This window comes from Enterococcus silesiacus, assembly GCF_001886225.1.
GTDB lineage: Bacteria > Bacillota > Bacilli > Lactobacillales > Enterococcaceae > Enterococcus_L > Enterococcus_L silesiacus.
On the sequence record NZ_JXLC01000014.1, the window covers coordinates 73,025 to 94,376 of the forward strand.

20 protein-coding genes are annotated in these 21,352 nt (G+C 34.2%); 16 read left to right on the plus strand and 4 right to left on the minus strand.

The annotated features are described in order from the left end of the window. The first annotated feature begins 265 nt into the window (after positions 1-265). On the plus strand, positions 266-931 hold the full coding sequence (locus RV15_RS10715; RefSeq protein WP_071878044.1) for a potassium channel family protein: 666 nt from the start codon (positions 266-268) through the stop codon (positions 929-931). Positions 932-1,012: 81 nt separating this feature from the next. After that, complete coding sequence (locus RV15_RS10720) at positions 1,013-1,324, plus strand: HesB/YadR/YfhF family protein (protein WP_071878045.1); 312 nt, start codon at positions 1,013-1,015, stop codon at positions 1,322-1,324. Between the two features lie 359 nt (positions 1,325-1,683). On the opposite strand, the gene RV15_RS10730 is transcribed toward RV15_RS10720, so the two are convergent. Beyond that, complete coding sequence (locus tag RV15_RS10730; protein WP_071878046.1) at positions 1,684-3,171, minus strand: helix-turn-helix domain-containing protein; 1,488 nt, start codon at positions 3,169-3,171, stop codon at positions 1,684-1,686. A 413-nt stretch (positions 3,172-3,584) separates the two neighbouring features. On the opposite strand from RV15_RS10730, the gene RV15_RS10735 reads away from it, so the two are divergent. Continuing rightward, positions 3,585-4,523: a glycosyltransferase family 2 protein gene (locus RV15_RS10735; protein WP_071878047.1), complete on the plus strand. Its 939-nt coding sequence runs from the start codon at positions 3,585-3,587 to the stop codon at positions 4,521-4,523. Between the two features lie 49 nt (positions 4,524-4,572). On the opposite strand, the gene RV15_RS10740 is transcribed toward RV15_RS10735, so the two are convergent. The 3 genes from RV15_RS10740 to RV15_RS10750 all read right to left on the minus strand — a co-directional run bounded on the left by RV15_RS10740 (position 4,573) and on the right by RV15_RS10750 (position 7,696). Then, on the minus strand, positions 4,573-5,535 hold the full coding sequence (locus tag RV15_RS10740; RefSeq protein ID WP_071878048.1) for a phosphoglycerate dehydrogenase: 963 nt from the start codon (positions 5,533-5,535) through the stop codon (positions 4,573-4,575). A gap of 100 nt (positions 5,536-5,635) precedes the next feature. Further along, a complete protein-coding gene (ispG, locus tag RV15_RS10745) occupies positions 5,636-6,727 on the minus strand; it encodes a flavodoxin-dependent (E)-4-hydroxy-3-methylbut-2-enyl-diphosphate synthase (protein WP_071878049.1) in 1,092 nt (363 codons plus the stop codon). 156 nt (positions 6,728-6,883) lie between these two features. Further along, complete coding sequence (locus RV15_RS10750) at positions 6,884-7,696, minus strand: DUF1189 domain-containing protein (protein WP_071878050.1); 813 nt, start codon at positions 7,694-7,696, stop codon at positions 6,884-6,886. Positions 7,697-7,862: 166 nt separating this feature from the next. Here RV15_RS10750 and RV15_RS10755 point away from each other — a divergent pair, with 166 nt between their 5' ends. The 13 genes from RV15_RS10755 to RV15_RS10815 all read left to right on the plus strand — a co-directional run bounded on the left by RV15_RS10755 (position 7,863) and on the right by RV15_RS10815 (position 21,351). After that, positions 7,863-8,471, plus strand: a complete 609-nt coding sequence (locus RV15_RS10755) for a superoxide dismutase (protein ID WP_071878051.1) — start codon at positions 7,863-7,865, stop codon at positions 8,469-8,471. A 130-nt stretch (positions 8,472-8,601) separates the two neighbouring features. After that, positions 8,602-9,576 carry a diaminopimelate epimerase gene (gene dapF / locus RV15_RS10760; protein WP_071878052.1) on the plus strand — a complete coding sequence of 325 codons (975 nt, stop codon included), beginning with the start codon at positions 8,602-8,604 and terminating at the stop codon, positions 9,574-9,576. 91 nt (positions 9,577-9,667) lie between these two features. Beyond that, positions 9,668-10,501, plus strand: a complete 834-nt coding sequence (locus tag RV15_RS10765) for a hypothetical protein (protein WP_071878053.1) — start codon at positions 9,668-9,670, stop codon at positions 10,499-10,501. A gap of 156 nt (positions 10,502-10,657) precedes the next feature. Continuing rightward, a complete protein-coding gene (locus RV15_RS10770) occupies positions 10,658-11,491 on the plus strand; it encodes a YveK family protein (RefSeq protein WP_071878054.1) in 834 nt (277 codons plus the stop codon). An 11-nt stretch (positions 11,492-11,502) separates the two neighbouring features. Continuing rightward, positions 11,503-12,204: a CpsD/CapB family tyrosine-protein kinase gene (locus RV15_RS10775; RefSeq protein WP_071878055.1), complete on the plus strand. Its 702-nt coding sequence runs from the start codon at positions 11,503-11,505 to the stop codon at positions 12,202-12,204. 25 nt (positions 12,205-12,229) lie between these two features. Next, the gene (locus RV15_RS10780) at positions 12,230-12,994 is read left to right on the plus strand and encodes a tyrosine-protein phosphatase (protein ID WP_071878056.1); all 765 of its coding nucleotides are present in this window, start codon (positions 12,230-12,232) and stop codon (positions 12,992-12,994) included. A gap of 19 nt (positions 12,995-13,013) precedes the next feature. Beyond that, positions 13,014-14,822, plus strand: coding sequence for a polysaccharide biosynthesis protein (locus RV15_RS10785; protein WP_071878070.1), 1,809 nt, complete (start codon positions 13,014-13,016; stop codon positions 14,820-14,822). 11 nt (positions 14,823-14,833) lie between these two features. After that, positions 14,834-16,039 (plus strand): DegT/DnrJ/EryC1/StrS family aminotransferase, encoded by a 1,206-nt coding sequence (locus RV15_RS10790; protein ID WP_071878057.1) that lies wholly within the window; start codon positions 14,834-14,836, stop codon positions 16,037-16,039. A 4-nt stretch (positions 16,040-16,043) separates the two neighbouring features. After that, positions 16,044-17,153 carry an ATP-grasp domain-containing protein gene (locus RV15_RS10795; RefSeq protein ID WP_083429162.1) on the plus strand — a complete coding sequence of 370 codons (1,110 nt, stop codon included), beginning with the start codon at positions 16,044-16,046 and terminating at the stop codon, positions 17,151-17,153. A gap of 29 nt (positions 17,154-17,182) precedes the next feature. After that, positions 17,183-18,073 (plus strand): NAD-dependent epimerase/dehydratase family protein, encoded by an 891-nt coding sequence (locus RV15_RS10800; protein WP_245791338.1) that lies wholly within the window; start codon positions 17,183-17,185, stop codon positions 18,071-18,073. Further along, positions 18,054-18,653: a sugar transferase gene (locus RV15_RS10805; RefSeq protein WP_071878060.1), complete on the plus strand. Its 600-nt coding sequence runs from the start codon at positions 18,054-18,056 to the stop codon at positions 18,651-18,653. Before RV15_RS10800 ends, RV15_RS10805 begins: the two co-directional genes overlap by 20 nt. Continuing rightward, complete coding sequence (locus RV15_RS10810) at positions 18,650-19,918, plus strand: glycosyltransferase (RefSeq protein WP_071878061.1); 1,269 nt, start codon at positions 18,650-18,652, stop codon at positions 19,916-19,918. The genes RV15_RS10805 and RV15_RS10810 overlap by 4 nt, the downstream gene beginning before the upstream one ends. Further along, positions 19,915-21,351 carry an O-antigen polysaccharide polymerase Wzy family protein gene (locus RV15_RS10815; protein ID WP_071878062.1) on the plus strand — a complete coding sequence of 479 codons (1,437 nt, stop codon included), beginning with the start codon at positions 19,915-19,917 and terminating at the stop codon, positions 21,349-21,351. Before RV15_RS10810 ends, RV15_RS10815 begins: the two co-directional genes overlap by 4 nt. The last annotated feature ends 1 nt before the right edge of the window (position 21,352 follow it).

Genomic DNA, 21,352 nt, shown 5'->3' on the forward strand with positions numbered 1-21,352 from the left:
CCTTAGGTATGAATAAATAACAAAAAAAGCAACTCCTTTGAAAATAAGCTGACTTTCACAACAATTGTGTATAAGATTTTTGTGAATACTAGTCTATTTTTAAAGGTGTCGCCTTTTTTTATATGGAAAAAATCTGTGTAACGCAAAGCGTCACTCAAAGTAGCTGGGTTCTCTAATGGATGAAGAAAGGAATGGCGGCTGTTTCTGTTCAATTGTCTATCGGTTTGTTATACTTAAATTAAATTTGATGCTAGGAGAAATAAATATGAAGCAAAATTTTGCAATTATCGGTTTAGGAAGATTTGGCGGCAGCATCTGTCAGACCTTGGTCGAGTCGGGCCAAGAGGTTTTGGCGATTGATAGTAATGAAGATCGCGTCAATGAATACATGAATATAGCAACACATGCAGTTGTGGCAAATGCACAAGATGAAGCAACATTGCGTTCTTTAGGTATACGCAACTTTGATCATGTAGTTGTTGCAATCGGTGAAGATATCCAAGCAAGTATTTTAGTTACCTTAATGGTTAAAGAAATGGGTGTGCCAAACGTTTTAGCCAAAGCAGTCAATGAATACCACGCCAGAGTATTAGAAAAAATCGGCGCAGACCTTGTTGTCCATCCAGAACGAGATATGGGTATTCGAGTTGCTCATAAACTAGTTTCTAGAAATATTTTAGACTATATTGAATTATCAAATGAAGTATCTTTAGCAGAGGTACGCGTTTCAAATCCAAAATTTTACGGTAAAACCTTAGGCGAACTGAACTTTCGTCAGCGCTTTGGTTTGACGGTCGTCGCCATTCGTCGATCGAAATCAGAGGTAATTGCATCACCAGCAGCAGAAGAGATGGTTAGAGAAAACGATAACTTATTAGTTGTTGGAGAAACAGATGATGTTGATCTTTTAGATGATAAGATGAATGAATAAGGCCTAAGCACTTTATTCTTTGAAAATCAAAGTCTATGCTAAAATGACAAGTGTGGTATCGTAGGTTAGGAGGAAATGAAAATGAAATTAACAATTACGCCGCGTGCGCAACAATGGTTTAAAGACGAAGTAGGTGTTACCTCAGATAGTGGTATTCGTTTTTACGGTAAAATTTATGGTAAAACCGATGTACATGAAGGCTTTTCTATTGCAATGTCTGTAGAAGCACCAGATCAGCCTTTAGTAAAAGAAGTCATCGATGGGATTACCTATTTTATTGAAGAGACAGATGACTGGTTTTTTAAAGGATACGATTTATTAGTGGATTATGATGAAGAAACAGATGAACCAAAATATAAATTCGCTGAAAATAAAGAAGATTTAAAGCAATAACTTGAAGCAAAATATGATAGACTCAAACTTCACAGTGCAAGTAACATCACCATAGATACGAAGAAGGATAGTGCGGAAGCGAAGCTCGATTTCTGCTCTATCCTTTTTTATACGAAAAAATAGTTAATAGAATCCTGAGGTGACTGGGACATAACTCTACGAGTTACAACCCAATCACTTGGAATCGGAATAAACGGTGGAAACAGAAGCAACCCCTTCGGAAATAAGCTGGAATTCACAAAAATTTGAAGAACAATTTTCGTGAATTCCAGCTTATTTCTCGGGGCTAAACACTTCTGTCCCATCCTCAGTCATAAAGTCATAAGTCTCTGTTTGTACTATAGTGGATCAATTCTATATCAACCAACCAAAGAAGAAGATTTTTCTGTATATTTTTTATGTAAAGTATCAATAAGCCCAACTTGATAGTCTAATGCAGGAGACAGGGGAATAATTTGAAAGTTGTTATTTTGCTTGATCTTATCTGGCAGCAGTAGTTTCGATGCTGCTATGTAGAAGTCATAGTTATCCTTAGAGGTTGAAGAAACAAATGAGACAGAAATAAATGAAATTTGTTCTAAAAAATCAAAAAGTGATTGTAAAAAAATAGCGTTTGGGGATAAAATAATACCTACATTCAATTGATATTTTGGATTACTTCGCTCATAAAAAGGCAACATTAAGAACGAACAGATATAGACCAAATCTTCTAAACAGTTTTTGATCCAGTCAAATTCAGGGATTAAAATGATCTCTTGTAGGAATGTTCTAACTTTTGCAGCAAGAGGATCATATAAAGGGTTTCGCTCTTTGGTACACGTCTCCATGAAATTGATCGCTAATGGAAGAGAATCCTTTAAGACAGAGTGATTAAGACAAGTTGTGAAAATATTGATATTCAGCAGGTCTTTTTCGTCATTAGATAAAGCTTTTTCTGAAAATAGAGGAGAGTAAAATTCCTCAAAACGCCCAATCAGGTTACCTAGTGGTTGCTGTTCGCTTTTCATGTATTCTTTTACGAAATGAATTCGAGGATCATCTGCATAAAAATAGATACTCCAATAAAACATCATAAACGAAAGAAACGTAACTTCTCTTTCTATGAATTGTTGAGGGAGCCTTGATTGCTCCAATTCTTTGATAAAAGACATATTTGTTTTTGGAAAGGTCAGTTGTTTAAATGGCGGTTCGAAAATATAATGCTTTTTTTTGATCCGCAAACGAGAAATTGTTGTCAGTAAATACCACTCTCTAGGCTCAGTATAGGTCATCCATTGATGGTCCTCTGGGTCAAAGAGATCAAAGCCTCTTTTTGATTCGTCCAATGCTAAAAAGAGATCTTCGCCATACGATGTAATCCAAAAGAAATTTAAATAAACAATTCGAATCAAGTTTTCTTTTCCAGACAGTTGAAGTTTAGAACAGTTGAGTTGAATATCGAATTTTTTTAAATAATTGATCAAAGGCTGAAGTCTTCTAATGATTGACGCCCGGCTAATAAAATGATCTCTACAAAAATTTTCTATGGTATAGTTGTTTTCTAAAATTGTTGCAAGTAAAAATTTATAAGGTAAGCTCTTTCGAAATAAAAATTGAGAATATGGAATATCACGTAACTTTGATAAGTCTATATGTACTTTCCCTTGATCATTCAATAACTCAAGTCCTTGCTTTTCCATGAGATCTTCATGTATTTCAGCAAATAATGAATTCAAGCGAGCATAGGAAAAATCTGTGAATTGTTCAAAATAATGAACGCTATATGTACCGTTTGCGGTATTCAGTAATTGATTAAAAACGCTGATTTTACGCTGGGCAACATCATCTAATAAAATATCTTCTAACATATTTAATCTCCTTTTCGTAAAAATATTATGCTTTTCCGTTATTAAAAGAATATAAAAGTTATACAATTGCGTATATTCGAGATAAAAAAACACTTACTCTCTTTATAATAACCATTAATTTAATAGATTTCAATTGGAAATCAAACTAAAAACAAAAATGTAATGATTATTTAAAGTTAGATTAATAATTTGTTTTGAGTTTGAATGACCCATAAAGCATAAGGCTTATTCGGTTTTTCGACTGGAAATAATTAAAAAATATCTGTTATTTATTTTTTATAAATTTGTTTTTGAGAGATGCTGTTTTCAAAATAGTTGACGGATAGTGGATTCGAATGCTTATCAGCTTTTTTTTATTATTCCATTATAGATATGTGCTATAATGAAAGAGAATATTTTTTGGAGGAAATTTCATGCTATCTATTATCGTTCCTTGTTACAACGAAGAGGAGTCAATCCCATTGTTTTTTGAAGAAGTGGAGAAAGTAAGTTCACAAATTCAACATGACATAGAATACATATTTATTAACGATGGTTCAAAAGACCAAACGTTAAATACACTGAGAAATTTATATAAAGAACATCCTGAAAAAGTTCGTTTCATTTCGTTTTCTAGAAATTTTGGAAAAGAAGCAGGATTGTACGCTGGACTTAATGAAGCGACAGGCGACTTAATTACCGTAATGGATGTTGATTTACAAGACCCGCCAGAATTACTGCCTAAAATGATTCAAATGCTTGAAGCAAACCGGGAATTGGATTGTATCGGTACAAGACGAGGGGATCGAGAAGGCGAACCGCCTATTCGCAGTTTTTTTGCTAAGATGTTTTATCGATTGGTTAATAAAATTGGTGAGACAGAGATGGTTGATGGTGCCAGAGATTTTCGCTTGATGACCCGTCAAATGGTAGATGGAATTTTAGAGTTAACTGAGTACAACCGTTTTTCAAAAGGTATTTTTAGTTGGGTAGGATTCAATACGGAATATCTTTCTTACGAAAATCGTGAACGGGTAGCGGGGTCTACTTCGTGGTCATTTTTGAGTCTATTAAGTTACTCGATTGATGGTATTGTCAATTTTTCAGAAGCTCCATTAAATCTTGCTTCTTATGTTGGGGCTTTTTCATGTGTTGGATCTGTTATTGCGATGTTTATTATTTTCTTTAGAACGATTATTCAAGGAGATCCTACTAGCGGATGGCCTTCTATGGTTTGTATTATTCTATTTGTTGGCGGTTTGCAGTTACTTTGCCTTGGTATTATTGGTAAATACATCGGTAAGATTTTCTTGGAAACAAAAAAACGTCCGATTTATCTTGTTAAAGAAACAGAAAAAGATCAAAAAAAATAAAAAATACCGACTCGAATAGACTTATTAGTCGCTCGAGTCGGTATTTTTGTTAATAACCTTGGTGTAAAGCTATTTCATTTTTAGCTAAAGTTCCCTCTTTCAAGAACTGGCTAAGATTTTGGGTAAATATTCTCATTAGTTTTGTCTTAAATTCAGGCGTTAGACCGGAAATGTGAGGCGTGATCAAAACATTTTCCATTTGCCACAACGGGCTGTCCTCAGGCAGTGGTTCTTCTTCAAAAACATCTAATGCTGCGAAACTTAGCTGCTCTGTCTCCAAGGCATGCACTAAATCGTTTGTATTAACGGACGGACCACGACCGACATTAACAAAAACGGTGCCGGGTTTCATCGCAAGAAACATCCGCTCGTTGTACATTTGATAGGTCTCATCGGTTAGAGGAAGGATATTTACGACGATATCCATTTCATTGACGATGCGGCTCATATTTTTATGTGAATAACATTCGATAAAACCATTGGTCACATGACCAGAAGTGTTAACACCGTAGGTTTGAAGACCTAAACCTTGCGCGAAGACCGCAAGTTGTTGTCCAATGTGTCCAGTTCCAACAATCAGCATTTTCTGCTTAGATAATTGCCGATAGGTAATATTTTTTCTAGTCCATTCTTTTTTTGATTGGTTGACAACACTAGTACGAATGCCGCGAAATTCAGCTAATAAAACACCTAAAACATGCTCTGAAATGGAAATGCTGTGAATACCACTGGCATTTGAGAGTAAAATTCCTTTTTCAGCAAAACGTTTTAAATCATATGAATCCACCCCAGCAGAAACAGATTGGACCCATTTTAAGCGACTTGTTTCCGAAGCCAATAAACGCTGTCCTAATGTATCATCCCAACCGAGCATGATTTCAATATCGTCATCATTTATTTGTGCTGATTCTCTTTTAGCATCAATAATAATATGATCAGGAGTCATTTGTCTGAGTGATTCAACTTGTTCTTCTTTCATTTGTTCATAAAGATAGATTAGTGGTTGTCCCATGTCGATTCCTCCTTGCTAGTCCATTGTAACAAAAAAGCCTATTAAACCAAAAAAGATTGAACTATTAACCGTTCAATCTTTTTTATTCATTATTTTTCTGTTATATTTTTTCGCCACGAGCATATGCTGCTGCAAGCAGATCGACTTCTTTTTTTAGCTCGTCAACCATGATCTCTTCAGGAACCGTGCGGATGATCTTGCCTTTTTTGAAGAGCATTCCTTTACCATTGCCACCAGCAATCCCAATATCTGCTTCGCGCGCTTCACCGGGTCCATTGACAGCACAGCCTAGAACAGCGACTTTGATTGGTGCTTTGATTTTTTCAATGTATTCTTCAATCTCATTAGCGATCGGGATCAAATCAATTTCGATACGTCCACAGGTTGGGCAAGAAATCAATGTAGCGGCATTACTTGCTAAACCAAAGGCTTTTAGCACTTCCTTAGCAACTTTGATCTCTTCAACAGGATCAGCCGATAACGAAACACGACAAGTATTTCCGATACCACGGGAAAGTAATGCGCCAAGGCCTGCGGCAGATTTCATTCCGCCTGAAAACTTAGTACCAGCCTCTGTGATTCCTAAATGCAAAGGATAATCAAATGTTTGTGCGGCTAGAGTGTAGGCATCAATTGCTAGAGTGACATCACTTGCTTTTAGTGAAACGATGATATCGTAAAATTCTAGCTCTTCAAGTATTTTAATATGTTCAACGGCACTGGCAACCATCGCTTCAGCAGTAGGGTAGCCATATTGCTGTAAGAATTTCTTTTCTAAAGAACCAGCATTTACACCAATCCGGATTGGTATTCCTTTAGCTTTACATGCAGTCACAACTTTTTCTACGCGATCTTTCCGGCCGATGTTTCCTGGGTTGATTCGGATTTTATCTACACCTTGCTCGATTGCTTTTAGTGCCAGTCGATAATCAAAATGGATATCAGCAACCAAAGGAATCGAAATTTGACTTTTAATTGCACCTAAAGCGTCAGCGGCAGCCTCATCAGGAACCGCAACACGAACGATTTGACAACCAGCTGCTTCTAAGCGCTTGATCTGAGTGACAGTCCCTTCAATATCATGTGTTTTTGTCGTACACATACTTTGAATAAATAATTCATCGCTTCCACCGATTGTTAAATCACCAACTTTAACTTGACGTGTATTTTTACGATGGGTCAATTCTCCCATAATGAGTTCTCTCCTTATTACTGTAGATATTATTTTATAAACTATTTCTCAATCAGTGTAATTCATGGTCTATCTTATCACATAATTAGGGAACTGAGAATGTAAGAAAAGTTTAAGATTTAGTCAAACAATTAAAGCCGTTCTGATATCATAGTATTAAACTAAAGGTGGTGTTTGCCGTTCTTCTTTCCGGATGGCAAAGAAGAAGATCAATAAAGAAGTAATGACAATCAAAAAGCTGTCATCGAAAGATCGGTTGAAAAAATGAAGAAGACTGCTGATGATCACAGGCAAGGTTGCACAATAAGTTGTGATCTTTAGACAATCCAAAAAGCGTAAGTTATATAAGCGAATCTTACTATAAAGGTTGGCTCCAATCGTAATAAAAAGCAAATTGATCACCAAATTGATAAAAGTCGGATATAAAGTAAAGACAAACACAATTAATTTTATCCAAAAAGGAACACTTGCTTCGTCTAAGGCTTGCTTCAAATTTTTGCTGCTTAACCCATCTAATGTACTATTCGCATACGGTACTTCAAATTGATTAGAGCCTAGTAAGGAGTCGGCTGTACCAGAATTTGGTAAAGACACGACAAATTCATCTTGTAAAAATCCTAAGCCGACCGCATTTCCAATTGAATCAGCCGTGACATCACTTAGAGACCGTTTTCCATCTGGATCAAAGGTAAAAATAATTGAATTTGTTTGATAGATGAACCCTTCAGCTGACTTTGCTGTGTGTAACGTACCATCTTTAATGTCAAAATCCGGCAGTTTTTTTGCAATTTCTTGGCCATCATTTTTAATGTCTTGCATAATAGAAAATATTTGTTTTGTGATTGGCAAGGCAAGAATAATGCTTAAGAAGAAAACGTAAAAAATGACTTTCCAAAACGGCATTTTTTTCGCTTGATTGAGATCTGTAAACTGATAGAGTGAGTGTTTAAAAAGCTTAAATGAGTTCATAAATTTTCTCCTGACTTCAAATTGAGTATACAGGTCATTTTAAAGGAGTTAACAAGGAAAAACAAGTTTGACCAAATTTTTGTAAGCAATTACTTTGAAGGTTGCCATAAAATCTGTTATGCTATAAATGTATGAAATTTATACTTAAATAATGGAGGGATTTTTTATGACTTACACTTTACCAGATTTACCTTATGCTTATGATGCATTAGAACCTTATATTGATGTAGAAACTATGCATCTACACCACGACAAACATCACAACACGTATGTGACAAACTTAAATGCAGCAATCGACAAACACCCTGAATTAGGAACTAAATCAGTAGAAGAATTGATCGCTGACATGGACAGTATTCCAGAAGATATTCGTACAGCGGTACGTAATAATGGTGGCGGACATGCCAATCATGCATTTTTCTGGGAAATCATGGCACCTAATGCAGGTGGCGCACCAACTGGTGAGATCAAAGATGCAATTGATACTGCTTTTGGTAGCTTTGATAAATTAAAAGAAGAATTTAAAGCAGCAGCAACTGGCCGTTTTGGTTCAGGCTGGGCATGGTTGGTTTTAAACAACGGTAAGTTAGAAGTTACATCAACACCTAACCAAGATTCGCCTTTAATGGATGGCAAAACACCTGTTTTAGGTTTAGATGTATGGGAACATGCTTACTACCTAAACTACAAAAATGTACGTCCAGAATACATCGACGCGTTTTGGAATGTTGTAAACTGGGACAAAGTCAACGAACATTTTACAGCTGCTAAATAAGCAAAAAATGAGTAAATTTTATAACTTTTTGAGGAAAACAGTAAATTACACTGTTTTCCTCTTTTTGTTTGTGGCATACTAATAGTTAGGGATAGAAAATAAATAGAGAAAAAAGATAGGGAGAATGAGAATGAATATAATGATGCAGAAAGTTCATGGATCAGAAAATGATTTCTTTTTAATAGATGAAACGCAGGTAGAACGTCCCTTTACAGATAAGGAAATCGATGATTTACGCACCCGTTTATGTGATAGAAGGTCGGGCTTGCTTGGTGGGTCTGATGGTCTTTTATTGGTGGAAGAAGTAGTAAAAGGTGAGTCACTAGCCAAGATGCGTGTTATCAATAGTGATGGTAGTGAAGCCAGTATGTGCGGCAATGGCTTGCGTACAGTGGCTAGATATTTAGCTGAAAAGTCCAATAAGGAATCCTTTACTGTGGAGACGATGTTTGCTGATCTCAAGGTACGACGGGCACCCAAGCTAGCGGACAAGGTAGCGACCTATCAAGTGGAGATTTCACCCGTGCGTTTTGAAGCAGAAGCGATCCCGATGAATACTAAGAATAATAGGATCATTGATGAAATAATCCCTGAATTATCAAGCAAGCTGAAATTTTCAGTCGTCGCAGTTCCTAATCCGCATCTGATTACATTTGTCGATCACCAAACACTCTTTGGCGATGAATTTGATCGAATTGCCGCCTATGTAAATGGAGAAAATACACTTTTTCCTGATGGAGTCAATGTCAGCTTTGTAGAAGTATTGGCGAAAAACCAATTATTTGTGCGGACCTTTGAACGAGGTGTTGGATTTACCAGTGCTTGTGGGACGGCTATGTGCGCGAGCAGTTTAATGTATGTATTGTTGAACGAGGGTGACTTTAATCAAACCATTACTGTCAAAAATACAGGCGGCATGGTAAAAACAGTCGTTCATGAGGAAGATTCAGATGGATATTGGATGGAACTCATAGGCAATGCAACAATTACACATGAGTTATCTGGCACACTTTCTAATTTTATTGAAGGTGATTTTGAAAAATTAAGTATCAAAGAAACAACGGAACAAGCGGATTATAGATCATTTTTAGGATCTATAAAGTAAATATCAAAAAATTCAAGGTGGTGGTATATCCAAGAATTTTGAGAGTGAACGCAAGGTAATTTTAAAAGGAGTGTAAAAAAGGAGTGTAAAAGTGGTAAAAAGTGATTGGTTTGGTAGTAATGGAATAAAAAAGGTGATTTACATAATTGTAATCTGTGGCTCGATTGGTGTTTGCTTTTTAGGATTACAAACTAAAGCTAAACAGGAGCAGCAGCGAAAAGTTGAGTACGCAACAGCAACAATAAAAAATGAAGCCGTAAAAATCAAACGGCTGAACAAACAAATACTTGAATTATATCAAAATGATCAAGAAGAGTTTCTAATAGAGCCAATAGAAGTAGAAAAATTAAATAATATCGAAAGAGATAGTATTACCTTACGGACAGAGGCAGCCGATTTTGGCCTAGAAAATAAAGACTTTTCTATTGATACTTCAGAAGTAACTGAAGGAAAACAACTATTATTGACCAAAATAGACGATATCAAAAATAAAAGAGACATCCAAAAACAAGTAACTGCACTACTTGTCCAAGCCCCGTCTGACTGGGCAGCGGAGCCTGTGGATGTTGTCATAAATGAACAGGCATCTGTTGAAGGCGTCGCACAAATACGCAATGAAATTTCTGAAACTGACAGTGCATGGAGTAAAGCAATAATAGCGCTCTTAAATGAAATGACCACTCAAGCGAAAGCATATACGGATTTAAAACAAGCAATCAATGCAATGGCTGAAGGAGAAACCTTGACAGCTGAGGCAACGCTAGAAAATATTATTCTTGTGTTCAATCAACTGGATCAAATTAAAAATGAGATGTTGAAAAAGGAATTGTCCGATCGTTTGGATGTTATTGATAAGCTTTTGGAAAAGCAATTATTCGGTAATGAAGAAATAAATAATCAAGAAGAAATTCTGCCAAGTGAATAATATAGATTACAAACTGTTTTTTATTAGTCAGAACATAGTCTATCAATTATTTCAATAATTGTTTAAATAATTGATAGAGCATTCTTCATAAATAGCCTTGTACTTGGTTCATCTAGAACCTATAATTATTTATGTGTAGTTAAAATGGAGGAAAAAATGGAAGAGACAATCAGTTTACAGGAATTAATCGGAGTATTAAAAAAGCGTGTGGGGTTAATTATAGTTAGTATGTTTTTAGGTATAGGTGTTGCGGGGGTATTAACCTACTTTGTGATTACACCTAAATATAGCTCTCAGGCTCAATTAATCGTTCGATTACCGCAAAATGAAACAACGAATGTTAATGATATTAACGGAAATCTGCAAATGATCAATACTTATAAAGATTTGATCAAAAGTGATACAGTAATGACCGAAGTACAACAACGAATGAAAACAGAACATGACAATGATTTGTCTGTTGAAGCTTTAGGAGCAAGTGTTTCAGTGAATCAATCACAAAATTCACAAATGTTCTCTATTGTTTCTAAAGTAACTGATCCAGTTGTGGCACAAAATATAGCCAATCAGACTGCGTTAGTTTTTCAGGAACAAGCGAAAGACATGCTAAATGTAGACAAGATCACAATTATATCGGCGGCTACTGCAAATGTGAATCCAGTCTCACCAAATGATAAATTAAATTTATTGATTGGCTTGGCGCTAGGTGTTATGTGCGGAATAGCTGTAGCCTTTATTTTAGAGTTATTCGATAAAACAATCAAAGATGATAGTTTTGTGGAAGATGAACTTGGCTTTATAATACTGGGAGTTGTCCCTAACATGACAGCGAAGGAATTGAACGCTAAGGTGATTAGTACTCCCTCGGCTCCTACAGCAGCTCCTGCTCATTCCCACAATCATAATAAAGAAGTTTCAAGATCAACGGCAAAAGAGAATACTCAGCCAGACGATTCTACACCAGTACGTAGAAGTCGTCCGCGAGTGTAAAGGAGTATAGAATGGCAAATAAAGGAAGAGTTCAAAAGAAACAGAAAACAAAAGCAGTTAGCTTGATTACGCTAGCAGATAAAACTTCACCTATTTCAGAGCAGTACCGAACGATTCGGACAAACATTCAATATGCAATGGTAGATAGAGATTTAAAAACGTTAGTGATTACGTCTTCTGGTCCAAGTGAAGGGAAATCCACTACTTCTGCAAATTTAGCTATTGTCTTTGCAAATTCAGGCAAACGAGTACTATTGGTAGATGCGGATATGCGTAAACCGACAGTAGCAAAGACGTTTTCATTGGATAACATTCGTGGTTTAAGTACCTTATTAGGAAGTCGTGAGACAATGTTGCATCAAGTTGTTCAGTCTTCAGGTGTTGATAATTTATTTTTAATGACAAGTGGACCTAAACCACCCAATCCATCAGAGCTACTGGATTCCAGAAGAATGAAAGAATTGATCCTAGAATTAAAACATCAATATGACTTAGTCATTTTTGATATGCCACCAGTTGTGGCAGTGACAGATGCGCAAATCGTAGCATCAAAATCAGATGGGACAATTTTGGTTGTTCGCGAAAATGTTTCAAAAAGAGATTCTTTATTGAAAGCTAAAAGTCTATTAGAGCTTGTTGATGCGAATATCTTAGGGGTTGTTTATAACGGCTCTAAAAATATAACTGATCAAGGATATTACTATGGTACATGATAGTAGATAGAAAGGAAAATAGCCAATGATTGATTTACATTGCCATATATTGCCGGGGATTGATGATGGAGCCAAAACAATTGAGGATTCACTTGATATGGCTAGAATGGCTGTTAAACAAGGAATTACCCATATTCTCTGTACTCCACATCATAACAATGGTAGATATGATAATCCAGCGGGGCAGGTAATTACTCATGTGGCTGCTTTACAGAAAGAATTAGATTTACGAAGCATACCGCTTACCCTATTTGAGGGGCAAGAGGTGCGGATTAGTGGAGATTTACTAGAGCAGATTCAAAAAGAGTCGATTTTATTTACAGATCTTGATAATCGCTATATTTTGATTGAATTTCCAACCAATGATATTCCGGCGTATACGGAGCACCTTTTTTATGATCTATTAAAAGCAGGTCATACGCCGGTAATCGTTCATCCGGAAAGAAACAGCAAATTTATTCAAGATCCGAACAGGTTGCTGCCATTTTTAGAAATGGGGGTTTTGACTCAGTTGACAGCTCCAAGTTATGTTGGTGTTTTTGGAAAGCAAATTGAACGAACCGCAAAACAGATGGTCTCTCATAATATGGTATATATGATGGCCTCAGATGCTCATAATATTGAAAAACGCGGTTTTTTTATGAAAAAAGCCTATGATGCTATCGCAAAAGACATGGGAGCAGAGCATGTTTTAGCAATGCAGCAAATGGCTAGAGATATTTTAAATGGGGATGATGTGCGAATACCGGAATACAAGGAGATTAAAATGAAAAGATTTGGTTTTTTATAAGAAAGAGTGGGTTGGAAAAATGTCAAGAAGGACAAAAGTGTTGGTTTTATTGTTGGTAGATTCATTAATAATTATTTTAGCAAATGCATTTTCTTATTTATACTTATTACCTTATGTTAAAATTACATATTTCTTTTTAATTGAAACGACTATTATGCAGTTAGGATTGTATATCCTGTTAGGGTTTATTTTGAAAGTATTTACTCGTATTAATCGCTATACAAATATTAGCGAGATGACGGCTATTTTTGGGGCAACCAGTATTGTTGCTCTAATTGAGCTCGTGATTTTAGCTATGACGGATACTTTTTATGGACGACGTTTTATTGTATTGGCGTATTTAGTTACAACTTTTTTCATTATTTCAAGCCGTTTAAGCTGGCGGTTGATTATTGAGTATCGGAATAAAAAAGGTTCATCAAGCTCTGCTGCAAAGAAAACGTTGATCATTGGAGCTGGTGAAGCTGGTAGGATACTATTAAATAGTTTAGTTAACTCTACAACGAATGGCGATATTGACGTTGTTGGTTTTATTGATGATGCTCAAGATAAGTTTCGGACATATCTTGGTGGTGTTCGCGTATTAGGGACAGTAGATGAAATTCCGAATATTGTTAAGAGCGATAAGATAGAAATGATAACAGTTGCGATCCCTTCCCTCCAGCCAAAAGAGTTACAACGGATTTTGGAGATAATTACCCCCTTAGGACTACCTATAAATTCCATGCCTGCGTTAGAGGAAGTTGCTTCAGGAAACATTACAATTTCAAGATTGAAAAAAATAGATGTTGTTGATTTGTTAGGTCGTGAAGAAGTTCAATTGGATATGATTCAATTAACGGATCAATTAACAGAAAAGATAATTTTAGTTACTGGTGCAGGAGGTTCTATTGGTTCAGAAATTTGCCGTCAGATAATGAAGTTTTCCCCTAAACAGTTATTGATATTAGGTCATGGCGAAAACTCTATTTATCTTATTGAAAGAGAGCTCAGACGTATTTTTTGTGCACAAGATACTGAGATCGTACCTATTATTGCAGACATCCGAGATAGAGAAAGAATGTTTCAGGTTATCGAAAAATATCGACCAGAAACGATTTATCATGCTGCTGCGCATAAACATGTTCCTTTAATGGAAGAAAATCCTGCAGAAGCGGTTAAAAACAATGTGTTTGGTACTAAGAATGTTGCTGAAGCGGCAAAAGAATATGGTGTGAAAAATTTTGTAATGATTTCTACAGATAAAGCTGTGAATCCACCAAATGTGATGGGAGCAACTAAACGAATAGCTGAAATGATTGTAACAGGTCTTAATGATGGCGGACATACAAAATTTTGTGCAGTAAGGTTCGGCAATGTCTTAGGAAGCCGAGGGAGCGTAATACCTGTTTTTGAAGAACAAATCAGAGCAGGTGGTCCTATTACTGTGACAGATTTTCGAATGACTCGCTATTTTATGACCATACCAGAAGCTAGCCGTTTAGTGATTCAAGCTGGCGCATTAGCTCGAGGTGGCGAAATGTTTATCTTGGATATGGGTGAGCCTGTAAAAATCTATGACTTAGCAAAGAACATGATTAAGCTAAGTGGTTTTAGGGAAGATCAAATCGACATTATAGAAACGGGCATTCGTCCAGGTGAAAAATTGTATGAAGAGTTGTTGGTAAGTAAGGAAAAAAATGCTGAACAGGTATTTGATAAGATATTTCTTGGAAATGTTAAAGGGTTTGAATTTGAAAAGGTAGTATCATTTGTTAGTAGTTTGTCACTGGATGAACAGCTTACAGCAAAAGAAGTGATAAAGTTTGCGAATGAATCAAGTAAATAAAAGGAGATATTATGAGAAATATACCATTTTCACCACCGGATATTACTGATAGAGAAATAAAAAGTGTTGTGGAAGTTCTTAAATCTGGATGGATTACAACAGGACCTAAAACAAAAGAATTTGAAAAAAAAATTTCTGAGTATTGTGGGACTGAAAAAACTATCTGTATGAATTCAGCTACTGCCTGTATGGAGATGTGTTTGAGGTTGTTAGGCGTTGGACCAGGCGATGAGGTGATAACTTCTTCATACACCTACACAGCATCAGCAAGTGTGATTGCTCATGTAGGGGCAAAAATAGTTTTGGTTGATACTGAAAAAGACAGCTATCATCTATCTATAGATGCTCTGGAAAAAGCTATTACTCCAAGAACAAAAGTAATTATACCAGTTGATATAGCTGGAGTAATGTGTGACTACGATAGACTAATTAAATTAGTTGAAGATAAGAAAAAATTATTTTCGTCTAATAATGATATTCAAGCTATGTATGATCGGATAATTATTCTTGCTGATGGAGCACATTCTTTCGGAGCAACATACAAAGGGAGACAATCAGGTACTATTGCTGATTTTACTAGCTTTTCTTTTCATGCAGTAAAAAATCTGACAACTGCTGAAGGCGGTGCTTTGACTTGGAAATCTTTTGACCAAAAAGCAGATGAGTTGATTTACCGAACGATTAATACATTATCGCTACATGGACAAACAAAAGATGCTCTTGCTAAAAATAAGTTAGGTTCATGGGAATATGATATCGTAGAGCCTGCTTTTAAATGTAATATGACGGATATACAAGCGGCTTTGGGCTTAATTCAATTGGAAAGATATCCTAAATTATTATCTAAAAGGAAAACGTTGATTGAGTTATATGAATCATCTTTAAAAGAAGTAAATCAGGTAACTATGTTATCACATTACACTGAAAAATATACATCAAGTGGTCATTTATTTTTAATCGGTATAAGGGATTCGGACGAACAAAAAAGAAATCAAATCATCATGGAGATGGCTAAAAAAGGAATCGCTACAAATGTTCACTATAAGCCGTTACCTTTGTTAACAGCATATAAGAAAATGGGTTTCAAAATGACTGAGTATCCTAATGCTTACAACATGTATCGAACGGAGATTACCTTACCGCTGAATACGAAAATGACGGAGAATGATATTGTTTATGTAGCTGAAAAACTAATTAGTAGTATTGGAGGGAGCTAAAGTAATGATGAAAGTGTTAGTATTAGGCGTTGCCGCTGTTCAATATGATGCAATTAAATTCATAAAAGAAACCTATCAAGATGTAGAAGTTCATGCTATTGCCATGAAAAATGACGGTATTGGTAGTATGGAAGCTGATGTTTTTACAGAGATTAATATTATCAATATAGATGAGGTCATTCACTATGTAAAGGAGAATAACATCAATCTTATCTATTCGGTTGGTTCAGATATTGCTATGCCAGTAGTTTCTAAAGTGAGTGAACTAACAGGGTTACCACATTTTATTTCAAGTGAGGTTGCTCAAAGATGTAATAAAAAGGATTTGATGAGATCATTTCTAGGTGAGGGGTTTAAAGGAAATATTAAATTTCAAGCTTTGAGTAATGTTGAAGATTTTGAATTTCAGATATTTGGTGAATATCCAATATTTTTAAAACCAGCTGACTCTCAAGGTCAAAGAGGTGTAATCAAGATAAACAGCCATCAACAGCTGTTACAAGAATTTGAAAATACCAAAAGCTATTCTAGATCTAATTTAGTGATAATTGAAAAATATGTTGATGGACCAGAAATATCGGTTAATGGTTACCTAGTCAATGGCGTTTTAAAGGTATGTGAGGTTTCTGACAGAGTAACGTGGCAAAAGTTTGAAGGCTTGATCCATAAACATATTTTACCAGCACATTTCTCAGATGAGATTTTTGAAAAAACAGCCAAACTACTTCAACTGTCAGCTAGCAAAATGGGTATAATCAATGGACCAGTGTATGCTCAGATGAAAGTTGAGCAAGAAGAACCTTACATTATAGAGATTACTCCTAGACTAGATGGTTGTCATATGTGGAATTTAATTTATCAGACTAAAAAGTTTAATTTATTAAAATTAACCTTTGATCATCTATTATTTAATGATCTAAGTGAGCTAGAAAATTATCATCTAAGTTATGAAAAACAAATGACTTTGGAATTTTTATGTCAAGAACCGAATACTAAAGCAAAATATTTAGAAGATTTCGCGGATAAGAATAAATCGTTTAGATACTACGAAGAAGGAGATATTATTCGTCCAATCAATAATAGATTTGAAAAAATTGCATACAGAATATTTTAATAAAAAGTGTGGTGGAGAGAAAATTGAAAGTGGTTGTTACTGGTGCATCGGGTTTTTTGGGAAAACAAGTAGTAAAAGATTTGAAAAAAATAAGTTCGATTGAACTTATATCTCTAACTAGAAATAAAAATGCCGATTTTTATACGGACTATTCATTAAACTCTTTAAATAGATGGTTTGAAAATGCTGACGTAGTTGTACACTTAGCAGCTAAAAGAGGCCGTGGAGTAACCTTTGAAGACTATAATGAAAATGTTCTTTTGAGTGAAAAGGTAGTAATAGCAAGTAAAGAGAACAGTATCGGTAAATTTATCTATATTTCTTCTATCTCAGCATATTCTGATAGTAACTTACTACCTTGGAGAGAAAATGATTCGCCTTCTCCTTGTAGTTTTTATGGATTAAGTAAGGTCGTGGGTGAAGAAATTTGTCGTCTTCATTTGAATTCTACTGAAACCTCTTTGTATATACTTCGCTTGGCACATGTATTTGGACCAAATGAAAAGAATAATTATATGATAAATCTGTTTATTCGCCAAGCCTTAAATAAGCAAGAGCTGTCTTTAACAAATTTAACAGAGGATAAGCGTGAATTTATCTATATTAAAGATGTGATAAAAGCAATAAGAATGACTATATTTCATGATGATGGGGACGATGGCTATTATTTGTTGAATATAGGAGCAGAGAATATATTGACTAATTTGGAAGTTGGTAAGCTAGTTAATAAAGTTTTTGATAATGAAAAATTGTTAGTTTTAGGTGATATTTCAAAGAACTCATCTAATAGTTCGTTTATGAATCATTCATTAGCTAAAAGTACAATTGATTATTCTGCAAGTTACAGTATGGAAAAGGCATTAGAAGAAATTAAACAAGAGATGGAAGGGGTGGAAAAAAATGTACCAATTTTTTATTAAACGAATATTTGATATATTGATTTCTGTCATCCTGTTACCATTCATATGTTTGATATGCTTTATATTTGCTATAGCCATTAAGTTAGAAGATGGTGGTTCAATTTTTTATAATGCTGAGCGATTGGGTAAAAATATGAAGAGATTCAGAATGTTTAAGCTGAGAACAATGAAAGAAAATGCTCCTGATATACGTAATGTTGATGGAAGTACTTTTAATTCTAGTGATGATTATAGAGTAACTAAAATAGGTTTAATCTTGAGAAAGACGAGTATAGATGAGTTGCCTCAATTAGTGAATGTTTTACTAGGAGATATGAGCCTTGTAGGTCCTCGTCCTAGCCCACTAGGGAATGAACATAGATATTCGAAAGAATTTAAAATGAAATTTGAAGTTCAACCAGGAATTACAGGATTGAATCAAGCCTTGTTAAGAAATGCAGCATCTATGGATGAAAGAATGAAAAATGATGTTTATTATGTAGAAAATATGTCGTTTTTCTTAGATTTTAAAATTATTCTTTTAACAATTTTTTCCGTTATAAAAAGAAAAAATATCACTAGGGATGATGTATTAAAATGAAAAATAATAAGACATTAATACTTTTGACAAATTATTTTCCCTTTTGGAAAGGTGAAGAATATCTTGAATCTGAGATTAATTATCTTTCTGAGACATTTGAAAAGGTTATTATTATACCCGTAATGATTAATAAAAATATGAAACAAACAAGGGCTGTATCATCTAATGTTTCTATACTTAACGTATCAACAGATCATTCATTAAAAGGAAAAATTCAGATGCTGATCTACAATTGGAACGGGTCAATTAAGAATGAAATAAAGAAAATGCCAATAAGTTTTTCAAAGAAATTGTTTGAATATTATTTTCAAATAAGAAGTTTAGCTACATGGAAAATTGTTAAGGATGAATTTGAAAAAGAAATCAATTTACCAATCAACACCTCTATTTATATATACTCTTATTGGTTCTATCTCACTTCAATGGTGGGGATTGAACTTAAGAAACATTTAGTAGATAAAGATTATGAAGTAAAAAAAATTATTTCTAGAGCACATGGCTATGATGTAAATGAAAATGCTAATTTTTTGAATTATTTACCAAGTCGCGAGTATTTGTTAAGCAATATGGATTTTGTTTACCCGGTATCAACTTTTGGGGAAAATATGTTGAAAATGAGAGTCCCTAATTTAAAAGAAAAAGTAGCTGTGAGAAAATTAGGAGTTAAATCAATTAGTAATAAATTTTTCCAACATGAGAATAAAAAAATATATTTAGTTAGTTGCTCAACTATAAGACCATTAAAAAATATTGAAAAAATTATTGACACACTAAGTCTTTGTGAAAAAAGAGGTATAGATTATAAATGGATTCATCTCGGTTCTGGAAAAATGTCTTATGAAAAAAAAATCCATAAATATGCGAAAAAGAAGTTAACAGAAGGTAAGTATGAGTTTTATGGATATGTTAAGAACAAGGATGTAATGAATGTTTATAAAGATAAAGAAGTATCTTTATTTATAAATGTATCTGAATCGGAAGGAACTCCTGTATCGGTAATGGAGGCTTTTAGTATGTCCTTACCTGTTATTGCATCTGATGTTGGAGGAACTTCAGACATTGTAAAAGATGGATATAATGGAATTTTAGTTGATTTTCAAATAACTCCTCAAGATCTTTTAGAAAAAATAATTGATTTGAACAATTTTTCAAAAGAAAAATATAATGAGATGTCACGAAATGCTTTTCTAACATGGCAGACAATGTTGAGTGAAGAGAAAAATTACCAAAAATTTTGTCAAGAGTTATTAGAGGGGGATATATGAGAAAAAATTTGTTGTTTAACATAATTCAGATAATATTTTTCCCACTTTTGATAATTTGTTTTGCCTATTATTATCAAATAATGAATTATGAAGCTATGGCAGTTGTTTTGCTAATTCTAATTGTTTCGTTCTTCATTACTTCTTTTACAAAGTATCCAGATAATATACCTTTTTCGCTTTTTTTGATAACATTCTTTACATTTTTACTCGGGCGAATAGTTGTCACGGGAATCTTGGGATATAAAAAGGATATGGTCGGTTTATTTGGTACTGCCTTTTATGATACACAAATCATTATAGAGGTTTTATTATTACTTTTTATTAGTCTGTTATTTCTTTTTTTGGGAAGTTTTATAAAAATACAATTAAATCACAATTTAATTCAAAGTAATTATGAGGAAATTAAGTTAGTAAGTAAATATATATTTTTATTATCGTTTGTTCTTAGGGTGTTCGTACTGATTGAAATGATACAAGGAACAAATTCACAAGGGTATTATGAAGCATTTTCTTCTTTTCGCTCTTCATTACCTGGTGGTATAGTGTTTCTTAGTGAAATGTACGATATCAGCTTTTTTATTTTTTTAGGATGTATGCCTTATAAAAAAGAAGCTTTACCGTTTATTTATCTATATTTAGTTGAAGGTGTATTATGTTTGTGGTCAGGAAGAAGATCAGATTTTCTCCTAAATGTTATTATACTTGTATTGTATGTCTTCTATAGAGAATACTTCTCAAATAAACGTGAAAAATGGATTAGCAAAAAGCAAATATTATTAGGTATTTGCATCCTTCCAATATTTTTCATAATACTCAATATAGTCGGAAATTTAAGAAGGGGTGATTCTCTAGCGACAAACCGAGTTTCTGAATCTGTGCTTGATTTTTTCTTCTCACAAGGAATTAGTGTAAATGTGTTGGGTTACACAATTAATTTTAGAGATTCTTTGCCTAATAAAAATTACTCGTTTGGTCCAATTATTGAGTTTTTTAAAACAAGAATTTTTATGAGTTTAACTAAAACTGAAAATTTTTATGTTGGACAGAACGTGAGCAGAGCTTTGGAGGGAAATCTTTTTTCACATACGATATCTTATTATATAATGCCTGACTTATATCTGAGAGGAATAGGATATGGTAGCAGCTATATAGCCGAACTGTTTAAAGATTTCTCTTATATCGGTTTAATATTAGGAAATTTATTTTATGGTTTTTTCCTAAGAAATTTTTACCGGTTTATAACACGTTTGAATCCATATTTTAAAGGTATTTTTTTTCTAATGGCTAGACAGCTTATGTTTGCACCAAGAAGTAGCTTTACAAATTTTTTAGTAGCCTCGTTATCTTTACCTAAGATTTTTAGTGTCATAGTTATTTTTTTAATGGCTTATACATTAAAAAAAATTGGTAATAATAGTAAAGTGAAGGTTTAAT